Here is a 14,705-nt window from a genome sequence, read left to right on the forward strand (position 1 = left end):
TGAAGTGAGCCCCCATGAGCCAAGCACTGCGCCTCGTCTTCGCCGGCACGCCCGAATTCGCCGCCGAACACCTCAAAGCCCTGCTCGCCAGCCAGCACGAGATCGTGGCGGTTTACACCCAGCCGGATCGTCCGGCCGGCCGTGGCCAGAAGCTCATGCCCAGCCCGGTCAAGCAGTTGGCCCTGGAAAACAACATTCCAGTCATGCAACCGCCGACCCTGCGCGACCCGGCCGCCCAAGCCGAGTTGGCCGCGCTGAATGCCGACCTAATGGTCGTGGTCGCCTACGGCCTAATCCTGCCGCAAGTCGTGCTCGATACGCCGCGCCTGGGCTGCATCAATAGCCACGCCTCGCTGCTGCCGCGCTGGCGCGGTGCCGCGCCAATTCAGCGCGCCGTGCAAGCGGGCGATGCTGAGAGCGGCGTGACTGTTATGCAGATGGAAGCAGGCCTGGATACCGGTCCCATGCTGCTCAAAGTCACCACCGCTATCAGCGCCGACGACACTGGCGGCAGCCTGCACGACCGCCTCGCTGAGCTGGGCCCACCCGCGGTATTGGAGGCGATTGCCGGTCTGGCTGCCGGAACCTTAAAGGGCGAAGTTCAGAACAATGAACTGGCCACCTACGCCCACAAGCTCAACAAAGACGAAGCCCGTCTGGACTGGAGTCGCCCCGCCGACGAATTGGAACTTCTGGTGCGCGCCTTCAATCCTTGGCCGATCTGCCACAGCACACTTAACGGCGAAACGCTGAAAGTGCTCGCCGCGCAGCCGGCCGAAGGCCACGGCGCGCCAGGAGAAATCCTTCAGGCCAGCCGCGACGGTTTAGTCGTTGCTTGCGGTACCGACGCACTTCGGCTGACCCGCCTGCAATTGCCGGGCGGCAAAGCGCTGAACTTCTCCGACCTGTTTAACAGCCGCCGCGAGCAATTTGCCGTGGGCACCGTGCTGGGGGCTGGCGCATGAATCCGCGTCTGGCGGCGGCCAATGCGCTTGCCACCGTGCTGTCTGGCAAAGCGTCGCTGAACAGCTCGCTGCCCAAGCAGTTGGATAAAGTCGAGGCGCGCGATAAAGGCCTGACCCAAGACTTGGCCTTTGGCACCGCCCGCTGGCAGCCACGCCTCAGCGCACTCGCTGAGCGTTTGCTGGAAAAGCCCTTCAAATCTGCCGACCGTGATGTGGAAGCGCTGCTGCTGGTCGGCCTGTATCAGCTGCTCTATACGCGCATCCCGGCGCACGCAGCCATCGGCGAAACGGTCGGCGCCGCTGAAAAGTTGAAGAAACCCTGGGCCAAAGGCCTGCTCAACGCCGTGCTGCGCCGTGCCCAGCGCGAATACGAGGCGCTGCTGCCGGAGCTTGACCACGACCCCATGGCCCGAACCGCCCATCCACGCTGGTTACAAAAAGCGCTGAAGGCATTTTGGCCCGGGCATTGGGAGGCCATCTGCGCTGCCAACAATGCCCATCCGCCTTTAATTTTGCGCGTGAACCGCCGGCTCGGCAGCCGCGATGACTACCTCGGCGAGCTTAAACGCGTGGGCTTCGAAGCCAGCGCCTGTCCATTCAGCCGCGACGGCGTGGCGTTAGCCGAGGCGTGCGACGTCACCACGTTGCCGGGCTTCGCTGAAGGTCGCGTCAGCGTGCAAGACGAAGCCGCGCAGTTGGCGGCGGACTTGCTCGACCTGGCGCCCGGCCAGCGCGTGCTCGATGCCTGTTGCGCGCCGGGCGGCAAAACCTGTCACCTGCTGGAAGCCGAGCCTGCCTTGGCCGGCGTGGTGGCGATTGATCTGGAAGCCAAGCGCCTCGTCCGCGTGAAAGAAAACCTAGCGCGCCTTGGGCTGAGTGCTGAGTTGATAGCCGCCGATGCGCGGCAGACCGACGCGTGGTGGGACGGCAAACCGTTCCAGCGCATCTTGCTCGACGCGCCGTGCTCGGCCACCGGCGTTATCCGCCGCCATCCCGACATCAAGCTGACCCGCCAAGCTGACGACATTCCCGCGCTCGCCGCGCTGCAAGGCGAACTGCTCGATGCCTTGTGGCCCACGCTCGAAGTGGGCGGCGTACTCGTCTACGCCACCTGCTCGACGCTGCCCACAGAAAATACCGAAGTAATCGGGGCCTTCCTGGCCCGCACTCCCGGCGCCCGCGAGTTGGATATCGCCGGTCAACTGGGTAACCCGCCACCGGGGCTGAAACAGCCCCACGGCCGCCAATTGCTGGCGCAAGAGGGCGGTCACGACGGCTTCTATTACGCCAAACTCATCAAGATCGCTGCCGCGCCACGGGCCTAGCCCTGCCTGTGCAGGCGCGGCGCAGGTCTGCTATTTTCGAGGCCGTTTTCGCTTGGCTATCTGCCGCTTTAGGAACGCACACGGATGAAGATCATTATTCTCGGCGCCGGTCAGGTAGGCGGCACGCTGGCTGAACACCTGGCCAGCGAACACAACGACATCACCGTGATCGACACCGACGGCGACCGCCTGCGCGACCTGGGCGACCGTCTGGATATCCGCACCATTCAAGGCAAAGGTTCGTTCCCCACCGTGCTGCGCCAGGCCGGGGCCGACGATGCCGACATGCTGGTGGCCGTGACCAACAGCGACGAAGTGAATATGGTCGCCTGCCAGGTGGCGTACACGCTGTTCCACACCCCGACCAAAATCGCTCGCGTGCGCGAAGCCGCGTATCTCACGCGCTCCGGCCTGTTCGATAACGACGCCATTCCCGTCGACGTATTGATCAGTCCCGAGCAGGTGGTCACCAACTACATCAAACGCCTGATCGAGCACCCAGGTGCTCTGCAAGTCATCGACTTCGCCGGGGGCAAAGCGCAACTGGTGGCCGTGAAGGCCTATTACGGCGGGCCGCTGGTGGGCCAGCAATTGCGTCAGCTGCGTGAGCACATGCCCAACGTCGACACCCGCGTGGCCGCCATTTTCCGGCGCGACCGGCCGATTCTGCCGCGCGGCGATACCGTGATCGAAGCGGACGATGAGGTGTTTTTCATTGCCGCCAAAGCGCACATCCGCGCGGTCATGAGCGAAATGCGCCGGCTCGAAGACAACAACAAACGCATCGTGATTGCCGGCGGCGGCCACATTGGTGAACGCCTGGCCGAGGCTATTGAAAGCCGTTATCAGGTCAAGATCATCGAGATGAACGCAGCGCGCTGCCGCTATTTGTCCGAGACGCTGGACAGCAGCATCGTGCTTCAAGGCAGCGCCTCGGACCGCGATTTGTTGGTGGAAGAAAACATCAGCGATGCCGACATCTTCCTGTCGCTGACCAACGACGACGAAGCCAACATCATGTCTTCGCTGTTGGCCAAGCGCCTGGGCGCACGCAAGGTGATGACGCTGATTAACAACCCGGCGTATGTCGATTTGGTGCAGGGCGGCGAGATCGATATCGCCATCAGCCCGCAGCTCGCCACCATCGGCACCTTGTTGGCGCACGTGCGCCGCGGCGATATCGTCAGCGTCCATTCGTTGCGCCGCGGTGCAGCGGAGGCCATCGAGGCCATTGCCCATGGCGATTCAAAATCCAGCAAGGTGATCGGCAAGGCCATTCGCGATATCGCCTTGCCGCCGGGCACCACGATTGGCGCCCTGGTGCGCGACGAAGAAGTGCTGATCGCCCACGACGCGACGGTGATCGAGTCGGGCGATCACGTGATTCTGTTTTTGGTGGACAAGAAATACATTCGCGACGTCGAGCGGCTGTTCCAGGTCGGCCTGACGTTCTTCTGATTGCGCGACTGCCAATAAGCCGAGGCGCCTGTGCTCGAATCTCTGGAAAAAATGCTCGGCAAAGGTATCGATAATGCCCTGCTGCGCTTTGGTCTCGGCAAGGGTTATCTGGACCTCAACGAGTACGCCAAGGCAGCCGAGCATCTGCAACGCTGCGTCGAATTCGACCCGAAGTATTCAGCAGCGTGGAAGCTTTTGGGCAAAGCCCATTCGGGCTTGGGCGACGCGCCGGCAGCGCGTGCGGCGTGGGAGCACGGCATCGCCGCCGCGCAGGCGCACGGCGATAAGCAGGCAGAAAAGGAAATGACCGTGTTCGTACGAAAACTGGATAAGGCGCAGGGTTCGGAATAAACGGCCCGAGGTTCTCAGTCTTCGCGGATAAACCGCAGCCCCACCCCGTCGCCGTTCACTCGCATCACTTCCATCTGCAACACGGGCGCTTCGATGGGCAGGTCTTGCACCTGCCCGGTGACGATGTCGCCGAGCACAAGGTGGGTGAGTTCGTCGTGTTTAACGAATACGCCGCCATCTGAAAGATCGCGGGTTTGGGCGAGCAGCTCACCAAAGCTCGGGTGGCTGATTTTGATCCGGCACTTCAGTGAGGTGCGTGGCGATTGTCGCTGGTTGGACATAGGGCCCGGCTTCCTGGTCAACGGTCCCTGTTAATAACGCAAATTGCTGCGCTCGCCTAGTGTGGCGAGCCTTCGCAGCGCGCAATTGGCCGGTTAGTACCAGCGCTCTTCGCCTTCGGGGCGTTTCTTGAAGCGCTTCATCGTCCACATGTACTGACTTGGGTAAGCGCGCACATAGCGCTCGACGACCTGACTCATAGCAGCGACCGCCTCGCGGGTGTCTTCGCTGTACATGCCTTCGGGTGCGGCTTCGAGAATCACTTTGTAGCCCGACCCGTCGTCCAGGCGCAGCGCATGCAGGAACACGCCGACCGCCTTACCGCCGGCGAGCATGCCGGGAACAAACTTGCTGGTCAGCGCTTCAATGGCGCAAAACGGCACGAACAAGCCAGCGGACAAACTCGGCTCCGGGTCGGCAGGAATGCCCACCGCGCCGCCTCGGCGAACTTCCTTGATGACGCTGAGAATGCCTTCTTTGGTCGACGGCGCCACGCGGTTGCCCAGCTGCACGCGCTGCTTGCGCAGCAAATCGTCGACCGCTTTGAGCTTCGGCGGACGGTAAAAAATGATGGGTTTGCACTGGTTGCAGTAGAAGTGATTGAGCACTTCCCAGTTGCCGAGGTGGCTGGTAATGCCAACCACGCCTTTGCCGGACGCCAGGGCCGCTTCGAGCACATCCAGGCCTTCGACTTCACGCACCAGCTTGAGTGATTTCTCCGCCGGCCAAACCCAGGCGCAGGCACTTTCGGTCAGCGTTTTGCCAATGTCCATCAGCGCTTTGCGCAGCAAACGGTCGTGGGCAGCGGCGTCCAACTCGGGAAAACACTTGCGCAGATTGATATCGGCAACAGCGCGGGAGCGGGTGGGGAAGCGCCACATGCACCAGCCGATCAGGTTGCCCAAGGCCTGCACCGCACGCCAAGGCAACAAGGCGAACAGACGCAGAAAGCCTACGATCAACGCACCTTTGAACTTCTCCACCATGTACTCCACGAATTCGAACAGGCGCGCATTGTAACCACCTTGAGCCGCTTCGGTTATGGCCCCGCAATTGCGCAACGTGTAGGAGCCAGCTTGCTGGCGAACCCTGCGAACCCCGGAGCCCTGCGTTGCACCGTTCGCCAGCAAGCTGGCTCCTACCGATGGGGCGCGGTGAGTTCGGCGTAGCGGTCGCAATCCTGAGTGTGGTCCATGACCATGCCGGTGGCCTGCATAAAGGCGTAGCAAATGGTGGGGCCAACAAACGTGAAGCCGGCTTTCTTCAGCGCCTTGCTCATGGCCTCGGCTTCCGGCGTTACGGCGGGCACCTGGCTGCGGCCCGGGAAATGGTTGACCTTGGGCACGCCGCCGACAAATGACCACAGCAGCCCAACCGGATCGGGCAACCGCAACCAGGCCGCCGCGTTCTGCCGTGCAGCGTTGAGCTTGAGCCGGTTGCGGATGATGCCGGGGTCTTGCATCAGCGCGTCTATTTCTTCATCGCTCAGTTGCGCGAGGCGCTGGGGGTCGAAACCAAACAGCACTTGGCGATAGCGTTCGCGTTTCTTTAATACGGTGATCCACGACAGCCCCGCCTGAAAGCCTTCGAGCAGCAGCATCTCGAACAGCGGCTGCGCGTTGCGTTGCGGGACGCCCCATTCCTGGTCGTGGTAGGTGATGTAAAGGGGGTCTTCATTGCACCAGAAGCAGCGTGGCATAGGGCTCCGAGGGGAGGGCGAGGGTGGTTTGTAGGGTGAATCGGGTATACTCCCGCCCTTTCTGTCGCCCTCAGTACAGGTGAAATTAGTGAGCCAGCCTACGCCTGCCGTGCGCACCTTCCAAGACTTGATCCTTGCCCTGCAACAGTATTGGGCCGAGCAAGGTTGTGTGGTGCTTCAGCCTTACGATATGGAAGTCGGCGCCGGCACCTTCCACACCGCCACGTTTCTGCGCGCCGTCGGCCCGGAAACCTGGAACGCCGCCTACGTGCAACCCAGCCGCCGTCCCGGTGATGGCCGCTACGGCGAAAACCCCAACCGCTTGCAGCACTACTACCAGTTTCAGGTAGTGCTCAAACCCAACCCGGACAACTTCCAGGAGCTGTACCTCGGCTCGCTCAAACGCATCGGCCTCGACCCGCTGGTGCACGACATTCGTTTCGTTGAAGACAACTGGGAATCGCCGACCCTCGGCGCCTGGGGTCTGGGCTGGGAAATCTGGCTCAACGGCATGGAAGTCACCCAGTTCACTTACTTCCAGCAAGTAGGAGGCATTGAGTGCTACCCCGTTACCGGCGAGATCACCTACGGTCTCGAGCGCCTGGCCATGTACCTGCAGGGTGTGGATTCGGTCTACGACCTGGTGTGGACCGACGGCCCGTTCGGCAAGGTTACCTACGGCGATGTGTTCCATCAGAACGAGGTGGAGCAGTCCACCTACAACTTCGAACACGCAAACGTCGACAAACTGTTCGAGCTGTTCGATTTCTATGAAAGCGAAGCCAACCGCCTTATCGAGTTGCAGCTACCGCTGCCGACCTACGAAATGGTGCTCAAGGCCTCGCACACCTTCAACCTACTCGATGCTCGCCGCGCGATTTCGGTGACTGCCCGTCAGCAATACATCCTTCGTGTGCGGGCATTGGCCCGCTCGGTAGCGCAGAGCTACCTGCAAGCGCGTGCCCGTCTTGGCTTCCCGATGGCGGCGCCCGATCTGCGCGATGAAGTATTGGCCAAGCTGGAGGCAGCAGAATGAGTGCACGTGATTTTCTCGTTGAACTGGGCACCGAAGAGCTGCCACCCAAAGCCCTGAAAACCCTCGGCGACGCCTTTCTGGCCGGCATCGAGAAAGGCCTTAAAAGCGCGGGTCTGAGCTACAGCGGCAGCCGCGTATATGCCGCGCCACGTCGTCTGGCAGTGATCATTGATCAACTGGCCGAACAGCAGCCGGATCGTAGCGTCAATCTGGACGGCCCGCCCGTGCAAGCGGCCTTCGACGTCGACGGCAACCCGACCCAAGCCGCTCTTGGCTTCGCGAAAAAGTGCGGCGTCGATATTTCTGCCATCGACCGCAGCGGTGCCAAGCTCAAGTTCAGCCAAAGCATTCCCGGCCAACCTGCCGTGGGCCTGTTGGCCGGCATCGTTAGTGCCTCGCTGAATGACCTGCCGATTCCCAAACGCATGCGTTGGGGTGCGCGCAAAGAAGAGTTCGTACGGCCAACCCAATGGCTCGTCATGCTGTTTGGTGACGACGTGGTGGACTGCGAAATTCTGGCGCAAAAGGCCGGCCGCGAATCGCGCGGGCACCGCTTCCATCATCCCGAAAGCGTGCGTATCAGCTCGCCGGCCGGTTACCTGGAAGACTTGCGCAGCGCCTACGTGCTGGCTGACTTCGCCGAGCGCCGCAGCCTGATCAGCAAGCGCGTCGACACGCTAGCCGCTGAGCAGCACGGCACCGCCATCGTGCCGCCTGCGTTGCTCGACGAAGTTACCGCGTTGGTCGAGTGGCCGGTGCCGCTGGTGTGCTCGTTTGAAGAGCGCTTCCTGGCCGTGCCGCAAGAAGCCTTGATCACCACCATGCAAGACAACCAGAAGTACTTCTGCCTGCTGGACGCCAACGGCCTCTTGCTGCCGCGCTTTATCACCGTGGCCAACGTTGAAAGCAAAGACCCGGCACAGATCATTTCCGGCAACGAGAAAGTGGTTCGCCCACGCCTGACCGACGCCGAGTTCTTCTTCAAGCAAGACAAAAAGCAGAAGCTCGACAGCTTCAATGCGCGCCTCGCCAATGTGGTGTTCCAGGAGCAGCTGGGTTCGGTGTTCGACAAAGCCGAACGCGTTTCCCTGCTAGCTGCCTTTATCGCCGCCCGCATCGGTGGCGATAGCCGCTGGGCTGCCCGCGCCGGTTTGCTGAGCAAGTGCGACCTGGCCACGGAAATGGTCGGCGAATTCCCGGAAATGCAGGGTATCGCCGGCTACTACTACGCGCTGAATGACGGCGAGCCGCAGGACGTTGCTCTGGCATTGAACGAGCAGTACATGCCACGCGGCGCCGGCGCCGAGCTGCCGACCACGCTGACCGGCGCGGCGGTGGCGATCGCCGACAAGCTCGATACGCTGGTAGGTATTTTCGGCATCGGCATGCTGCCCACCGGCAGCAAAGACCCCTACGCCTTGCGTCGTGCTGCGCTGGGTATTTTGCGCATCCTGATCGAGAAGAAACTCGACCTCGATCTGGTCGCCACCATCGGTTTTGCCATCGAGCAATTCGGCGCCAAGGTCAAACCGGTTGGCCTCGCCGCCCAGGTGCAAGACTTCATCTTCGATCGTTTGCGCGCCCGTTATGAAGACGAAGGCGTGGAAGTGGCGGTGTACCAGGCCGTGCGTGCAGTGGCGCCGGTGTCGCCGCTGGACTTCGACCAGCGCGTACAAGCGGTTCAGGCGTTCCGCAAACTGCCGGAAGCCGACGCGTTGGCCGCCGCCAACAAGCGCGTGTCCAACCTGCTGAGCAAGGCCGAGGGCAACGTTGCCCCGGGCATCGAAGCGCACTACTTCGATTCGCCTAGTGAGTTCTCGCTTTACGCCGCGATTCAGCAAGCTGACCACGCCGTGCAACCGTTGGCCCAGGCCCGTTTGTACAGCGAGGCGCTGGCACAATTGGCGTCGCTGCGTGACCCGGTGGACGCGTTCTTTGCGGCCGTTATGGTCAACGCCGAAGACCCGTCGGTGCGTGCCAACCGCTACGCCCTGTTGGCCAAATTGCGCAGCCTGTTCCTGGGCGTCGCCGACATTTCGCTGCTGGGGTAAACCGTGAAGTTGCTGATACTCGACCGCGACGGGGTGATCAATTACGACTCCGACGCCTACATCAAAACGCTGGAGGAGTGGATTCCGCTCCCCGGCGCCGTCGAGGCCATCGCGCAACTGAGCGAGGCCGGCTGGACGGTGGCAGTGGCCACTAACCAGTCGGGCCTGGCGCGCGGTTATTACTCAGAAGCGGTGCTCGATTCCATGCATGCGCGGTTGCGTGCACTGGTGGCCGAGCAGGGCGGTGAACTGGGGCTGGTGGTGCACTGTCCACATGGGCCGCACGACGGTTGTGACTGCCGTAAACCCAAGCCCGGCATGCTGCGTACCATCGCTGCGCATTACCACACAGATCTTGCAGGCGTGTGGTTTGTCGGCGACAGTCGAGGTGACCTGGACGCCGCGCTGGCCGTCGATTGTCAGCCTGTTCTGGTGAAGACCGGCAAAGGCGAAAGAACCCTGGGCAGCGAGCTGCCGAAAGGGACGTTGATATTTGACGATTTGGCGGCGGTTGCCGCGCAGTTACTCCACACCCAATAGGCGGGGATTGCCCGCGACGGATAACGCTAAATGTCGATCGTGCTGGCCATCAGAATTTTCCTCTTCTATATCCTCCTCGGCGGCAGCGCCTTGCTCTGGTGCACCCTGAGTTTCTTCGTCGCCCCGTTTCAATCGTTTGAAGCCCGCTACTGCTTTATCAACGTCAACTGGTGCCGCTTCGCCGTGAAGCTGACCGAAGTGATGCTTGGCATTCGCTATGAAGTACACGGCGCCGAGAACGTGCCTACTCAGCCCTGCGTGATCCTCTCCAAACACCAAAGCACCTGGGAAACCTTTTTCCTCTCGTGCTACTTCGCGCCGCTGAGCCAGGTGCTCAAACGCGAGCTGCTGTACGTCCCGTTTTTTGGCTGGGCCATGGCCATGCTCAAGCCCATTGCCATTGACCGTAACAACCCGAAAGCTGCACTCAAAGAGTTGGCCAAGCAGGGCCATGAGCGCTTGCAGCAGAATATTTGGGTGCTGATTTTCCCGGAAGGCACGCGCGTTCCGGCCGGTCAGATCGGCAAGTTCTCCCGTGGCGGTGCCGCGTTGGCGGTCAATGCGAACCTGCCGGTGTTGCCCATTGCTCACAACGCTGGCGAGTTCTGGCCGAAACAGGGCTGGGGCAAGAAGGCCGGAACAATTCAGGTAGTGATCGGCCCGGTGATGCACGCCGAAGGCACCGGGCCACGCGCCATTGCCGCGTTGAACGATCGCGCCTTCGCCTGGGTGGAACAGGCACAACGGGACATGGGCGCGCTGTACGGCGAGCACCCGGTGACCGAAACGCCGGTTCAGCTTTAGCCTTAACCGCTTCGATCAAAACCCCGGCCACCGCGCCGGGGTTTTTGCATTCAGGGCTGCCAAAAGGATGGGCATGGCGCACAACGTTGCCGTTCGCTCGCGCGCTGTAACGCGACGTTAATCAAGCATCCCTACTCTCGGTTTGCTTGATTTTTTCTCGTCGGTCCAGCGTCGCTGGCAGTAGTCGCGAGAAGCATATTCTCTCCTGCCCATCTGCATAAGGATTCTTCAGATGACTACCGCCTTACCGCTGGCTTTGTCCCTCGCCGTTTCCGCTGCCTTGCTGTCGTTCTCAGGCGTTAGCGCCGCTCACGACCATGACGAAAAAGAAAAAGTCAGCAAAAGCCTCTACAACCGTGAGGCCCGTGGCGACATCACCGAGTACGCCGGCGCCCGCCGCGTAGGCCGCGACCTGACTGATTCGATCAAAGCTTCGCTGTCCGACCGCAAAGCCAAAAACGTGATTCTGCTGATTGGCGACGGCATGGGCGACTCGGAAATCACCCTGGCACGTAACTACGCCGAGGGCGCGGGTGGCTACTTCAAAGGCATTGACGCGCTGCCGTTGACCGGTCAATACACCCACTACGCCTTGCACAAAGATACCGGCAAGCCGGACTACGTGACCGACTCGGCGGCCTCTGCCACGGCGTGGTCCACCGGCGTGAAAACCTACAACGGCGCGCTCGGTGTCGACATCCACGAGAAACCACACCAAACCATTCTGGAGCTGGCGAAACTGCGCGGCATGGCCACTGGCAACGTGTCCACCGCCGAACTGCAAGACGCCACCCCAGCCGCGTTGTTCTCCCACGTGACCGGCCGCAAGTGCTATGGCCCGGTGGCGACCTCGGTTCAATGCCCAAGCAACGCTTTGGAGAAGGGCGGCGCTGGGTCGATCACCGAGCAACTGCTGAACGTGCGTCCAGACATCACCCTCGGTGGTGGCGCAGCGACCTTCGCTGAAGTGGCTAAGGCAGGCAAATGGTCCGGCAAAACCCTGCGCGACCAGGCGGCCGCCCGTGGTTTCGTCCTGGTAAGCAATGCCGCCGAACTGAAGAAAATCCGCGTGGCCAACCAGAAGCAGCCCGTGATCGGTCTGTTCTCGCCAGGCAACATGCCAACCCGTTGGATCGGCCCAACCGCCACTTACCACGGCAACTTGACCCAAGCGCCGGTAACCTGCCAACCGAACGCCGCACGTACCGCCAGCACACCCACGCTGGCTGAGATGACGGTTAAGGCCATCGACTTGCTCAAAGACAACCGCAATGGGTTCTTCCTGCAAGTAGAAGGCGCTTCGATCGACAAGCAAGACCATGCCGCCAACCCGTGCGGCCAGATCGGCGAAACCGTCGACCTCGACGAAGCGGTGCAGATGGCCCTGGCATTCGCCAAAGCCGATGGCAACACCTTGGTTATCGTCACCGCCGACCACGCGCACTCCAGCCAGATCGTTGCTTTGGACACTTCGGCGCCAGGGCTTACCCAAGCACTCAACACCAAAGACGGCGCAGTAATGGCGGTCAGCTACGGCAACTCGGAAGGCAGCTCTCAGGAGCACACCGGCTCGCAACTGCGCGTTGCAGCGTATGGCCCGCATGCCGCAAACATCACCGGTCTCACTGACCAAACCGATCTGTACTTCACCATGCGTAATGCCCTGGGCTTGAAGTAACAGCCTCGGTTAAACCGCTATGGAAGGCGGATTAGCGCGCTAAAAACAAAAACCCCAGCGATGTGCTGGGGTTTTTGTTTGTCGTGCGTAAAACCGGGCTTAGAAGTCCAGGTTCGACACCGCCAAGGCGTTGGCTTCGATGAACTCTCGGCGCGGTTCGACTTCGTCGCCCATCAGGGTGTTGAAGATCTGGTCGGCGCTGATGGCGTCTTCGATGGTTACCTTGAGCATGCGGCGCGCATCCGGGTCCATGGTGGTTTCCCACAGTTGATCCGGGTTCATCTCGCCCAGCCCTTTGTAGCGCTGAATGCTGTGGCGTTTGGTGCTCTCGGTGAGGAGCCAGTTAAGCGCTTCTTTGAAGGTGGTGACCGGCTTTTTGCGCTCGCCACGTTTCACATAGGCGCCTTCTTCCAGCAAGCTGTTCAACTGCTCGCCCAGCGAGGTAACGGTTTTGTAGTCGTTACTGGCGAAGAAGTCGCGGTTGAAGGTGACGAAGTTGGAAACGCCGTGGGAGATCAGTTCGACCTCTGGCAGCCAGAGGTGACGTTCCGGGTCTTCACGCAGGTTGGTTTTGTAAACCAGACCCGATTTTTCCATGGTGCGCAGACGCTCGTTGAGCTTCTCGAGCCAGGCTTGCATGCCCGCCTGGTTGCCCAGATCGTCCAGGCTCACGGCTGGCAGATAAACGAAGTGCTCGGTGAGCTCTTGCGGGTAGATACGCGACAGGCGCTTGAGCGTCTTCATGACCATGCGGTAGTTGTTAACCAGACGCTCCAGCGGCTCGCCGCCGATGCCTGGGTCGTTCTCGTTAACGTGCAGGCTGGCATCTTCGAGGGCTGACTGGGTCATGTATTCCTCCATGGCCTCGTCGTCCTTGATGTACTGCTCTTGTTTGCCTTTCTTGACCTTGTACAGCGGTGGCTGAGCGATGTAGATGTAGCCGCGCTCAACCAGCTCCGGCAATTGGCGGAAGAAGAAGGTCAACAGCAGCGTACGGATGTGCGAGCCGTCGACGTCGGCGTCCGTCATGATGATGATGTTGTGGTAGCGCAGTTTGTCGATGTTGTATTCCTCACGACCGATACCGCACCCGAGTGCGGTAATCAGCGTGCCGACTTCCTGCGACGAAATCATGCGATCAAAACGCGCACGCTCCACGTTCAGAATCTTGCCCTTGAGCGGCAAAATCGCCTGAGTCTTACGGTTACGTCCCTGCTTGGCGGAGCCGCCAGCAGAGTCCCCTTCCACTAGGTACAGTTCGGAGAGGGCAGGGTCTTTCTCTTGGCAGTCCGCCAACTTGCCAGGCAAACCGGCAATGTCCAACGCGCCCTTACGGCGGGTCATTTCGCGTGCCTTACGAGCGGCTTCACGCGCGCGCGCGGCGTCGATCATTTTGCCGACGACGGCTTTGGCTTCGTTCGGGTTTTCCAGCAGGAAGTCGGAAAAGTATTTGCCCATCTCCTGCTCGACCGCTGTTTTCACTTCGGAGGAAACCAGCTTGTCTTTGGTCTGCGAGCTGAATTTTGGATCCGGGACTTTTACCGAAATGATCGCCGTCAGGCCTTCGCGGGCATCGTCACCGGTGGTGGCGATTTTGTGTTTCTTGGCCAGGCCTTCCTGCTCGATGTAAGCATTCAGGTTACGGGTTAGTGCCGAGCGGAAACCAGCGAGGTGGGTACCACCGTCGCGCTGTGGAATGTTGTTGGTGAAGCACAGCAGGTTTTCATTAAAGCTGTCGTTCCACTGCAACGCCACCTCAACGCCCACGCCATCGTCACGCTGAACGTTGAAGTGGAACACCTGGTTGACCGGGGTTTTGTTGGTATTCAAGTACTCAACAAACGCACGCAGACCACCTTCGTACTTAAACAACTCTTCCTTACCACTGCGCTCGTCCTTCAGAACAATGCCGACGCCGGAGTTCAGGAACGACAATTCGCGCAGACGCTTGGCGAGAATGTCCCAGCTGAAGTGGATGTTTTGGAAGGTTTCAGCCGAGGGCTTGAAGTGAATCTCTGTACCGGTTTTATCGGTATCGCCCACGGTGCGCATGGGTGCCTGAGGCACTCCGTGCACGTAGGTTTGCTCCCATACTTTGCCGCTACGGCGAACGGTCAACAGCAGCAGCTCGGAGAGGGCATTTACAACGGAAACACCCACGCCATGGAGGCCGCCAGAAACCTTGTACGAGTTGTCGTCGAACTTACCGCCAGCGTGCAGCACGGTCATAATGACCTCAGCCGCAGATACGCCTTCTTCTTTATGCACATCAACCGGGATGCCGCGGCCGTTGTCGCGAACGGTGATGGATTCGTCTGGGTGGATGATGATGCTGATGTCGTCGCAATGCCCAGCGAGGGCTTCGTCGATGGAGTTGTCGACCACCTCAAAAACCATGTGGTGCAGGCCGCTGCCGTCATCGGTGTCGCCGATGTACATACCGGGCCGCTTGCGTACGGCGTCCAAGCCTTTCAGCACTTTGATGCTGGACGAATCGTACGTTTGATTTTCGCTCATGC

The 14,705-nt window shown here is 60.8% G+C and carries 13 protein-coding genes; 9 read left to right on the forward strand and 4 right to left on the reverse strand.

All coding sequences use genetic code 11. From position 1 onward, the window contains the following. The first annotated feature begins 14 nt into the window (after positions 1 to 14). From fmt to ACZZZU_RS14615, 4 genes are all read left to right on the forward strand, one after another. On the forward strand, positions 15 to 965 hold the full coding sequence (fmt, locus tag ACZZZU_RS14600) for a methionyl-tRNA formyltransferase (RefSeq protein ID WP_463551016.1): 951 nt from the start codon (positions 15 to 17) through the stop codon (positions 963 to 965). Further along, entirely contained in the window at positions 962 to 2,290 is a 1,329-nt protein-coding gene (rsmB, locus tag ACZZZU_RS14605) for a 16S rRNA (cytosine(967)-C(5))-methyltransferase RsmB (RefSeq protein ID WP_463551017.1), read from the forward strand. Before fmt ends, rsmB begins: the two co-directional genes overlap by 4 nt. An 84-nt stretch (positions 2,291 to 2,374) precedes the next feature. Next, positions 2,375 to 3,748, forward strand: coding sequence for a Trk system potassium transporter TrkA (gene trkA / locus ACZZZU_RS14610; protein ID WP_463551018.1), 1,374 nt, complete (start codon positions 2,375 to 2,377; stop codon positions 3,746 to 3,748). Positions 3,749 to 3,778: 30 nt separating this feature from the next. Further along, complete coding sequence (locus ACZZZU_RS14615) at positions 3,779 to 4,099, forward strand: tetratricopeptide repeat protein (protein ID WP_463551019.1); 321 nt, start codon at positions 3,779 to 3,781, stop codon at positions 4,097 to 4,099. 14 nt (positions 4,100 to 4,113) lie between these two features. On the opposite strand, the gene ACZZZU_RS14620 is transcribed toward ACZZZU_RS14615, so the two are convergent. The 3 genes from ACZZZU_RS14620 to ACZZZU_RS14630 all read right to left on the reverse strand — a co-directional run bounded on the left by ACZZZU_RS14620 (position 4,114) and on the right by ACZZZU_RS14630 (position 6,077). After that, a complete protein-coding gene (locus tag ACZZZU_RS14620; RefSeq protein ID WP_463551020.1) occupies positions 4,114 to 4,380 on the reverse strand; it encodes a PilZ domain-containing protein in 267 nt (88 codons plus the stop codon). A 93-nt stretch (positions 4,381 to 4,473) separates the two neighbouring features. Next, complete coding sequence (locus tag ACZZZU_RS14625) at positions 4,474 to 5,361, reverse strand: lysophospholipid acyltransferase (RefSeq protein ID WP_463551021.1); 888 nt, start codon at positions 5,359 to 5,361, stop codon at positions 4,474 to 4,476. Positions 5,362 to 5,516: 155 nt separating this feature from the next. Next, a complete protein-coding gene (locus tag ACZZZU_RS14630; RefSeq protein WP_463551022.1) occupies positions 5,517 to 6,077 on the reverse strand; it encodes a DNA-3-methyladenine glycosylase I in 561 nt (186 codons plus the stop codon). Positions 6,078 to 6,165: 88 nt separating this feature from the next. Here ACZZZU_RS14630 and glyQ point away from each other — a divergent pair, with 88 nt between their 5' ends. The 5 genes from glyQ to phoA all read left to right on the forward strand — a co-directional run bounded on the left by glyQ (position 6,166) and on the right by phoA (position 12,186). Further along, entirely contained in the window at positions 6,166 to 7,113 is a 948-nt protein-coding gene (glyQ, locus tag ACZZZU_RS14635) for a glycine--tRNA ligase subunit alpha (protein WP_108095231.1), read from the forward strand. Beyond that, positions 7,110 to 9,164, forward strand: coding sequence for a glycine--tRNA ligase subunit beta (gene glyS, locus ACZZZU_RS14640; protein WP_463551023.1), 2,055 nt, complete (start codon positions 7,110 to 7,112; stop codon positions 9,162 to 9,164). Before glyQ ends, glyS begins: the two co-directional genes overlap by 4 nt. A gap of 3 nt (positions 9,165 to 9,167) precedes the next feature. Then, entirely contained in the window at positions 9,168 to 9,704 is a 537-nt protein-coding gene (gmhB, locus tag ACZZZU_RS14645) for a D-glycero-beta-D-manno-heptose 1,7-bisphosphate 7-phosphatase (RefSeq protein ID WP_463551024.1), read from the forward strand. Positions 9,705 to 9,734: 30 nt separating this feature from the next. Continuing rightward, entirely contained in the window at positions 9,735 to 10,508 is a 774-nt protein-coding gene (locus ACZZZU_RS14650) for a lysophospholipid acyltransferase family protein (protein ID WP_463551025.1), read from the forward strand. 232 nt (positions 10,509 to 10,740) lie between these two features. Next, the gene (phoA, locus tag ACZZZU_RS14655; protein WP_122492274.1) at positions 10,741 to 12,186 is read left to right on the forward strand and encodes an alkaline phosphatase; all 1,446 of its coding nucleotides are present in this window, start codon (positions 10,741 to 10,743) and stop codon (positions 12,184 to 12,186) included. 99 nt (positions 12,187 to 12,285) lie between these two features. Here phoA and gyrB read toward each other — a convergent pair whose 3' ends face one another. Beyond that, positions 12,286 to 14,703: a DNA topoisomerase (ATP-hydrolyzing) subunit B gene (gene gyrB, locus ACZZZU_RS14660; protein WP_463384319.1), complete on the reverse strand. Its 2,418-nt coding sequence runs from the start codon at positions 14,701 to 14,703 to the stop codon at positions 12,286 to 12,288. Positions 14,704 to 14,705: the final 2 nt, after the last annotated feature.

The sequence above is a fragment of the Pseudomonas sp. AC136 genome (assembly GCF_979258585.1).

Bases quoted from the DNA above. Each gene is read 5' to 3' on its own strand.
- fmt (WP_463551016.1), top strand. From the start codon at position 15: ATGAGCCAAGCACTGCGCCTCGTCTTCGCCGGCACGCCCGAATTCGCC.
- rsmB (WP_463551017.1), top strand. From the start codon at position 962: ATGAATCCGCGTCTGGCGGCGGCCAATGCGCTTGCCACCGTGCTGTCT.
- trkA (WP_463551018.1), top strand. From the start codon at position 2,375: ATGAAGATCATTATTCTCGGCGCCGGTCAGGTAGGCGGCACGCTGGCT.
- ACZZZU_RS14620 (WP_463551020.1), bottom strand. From the start codon at position 4,380: ATGTCCAACCAGCGACAATCGCCACGCACCTCACTGAAGTGCCGGATC.
- ACZZZU_RS14630 (WP_463551022.1), bottom strand. From the start codon at position 6,077: ATGCCACGCTGCTTCTGGTGCAATGAAGACCCCCTTTACATCACCTAC.
- glyS (WP_463551023.1), top strand. From the start codon at position 7,110: ATGAGTGCACGTGATTTTCTCGTTGAACTGGGCACCGAAGAGCTGCCA.
- ACZZZU_RS14650 (WP_463551025.1), top strand. From the start codon at position 9,735: ATGTCGATCGTGCTGGCCATCAGAATTTTCCTCTTCTATATCCTCCTC.
- phoA (WP_122492274.1), top strand. From the start codon at position 10,741: ATGACTACCGCCTTACCGCTGGCTTTGTCCCTCGCCGTTTCCGCTGCC.
- gyrB (WP_463384319.1), bottom strand. From the start codon at position 14,703: ATGAGCGAAAATCAAACGTACGATTCGTCCAGCATCAAAGTGCTGAAA.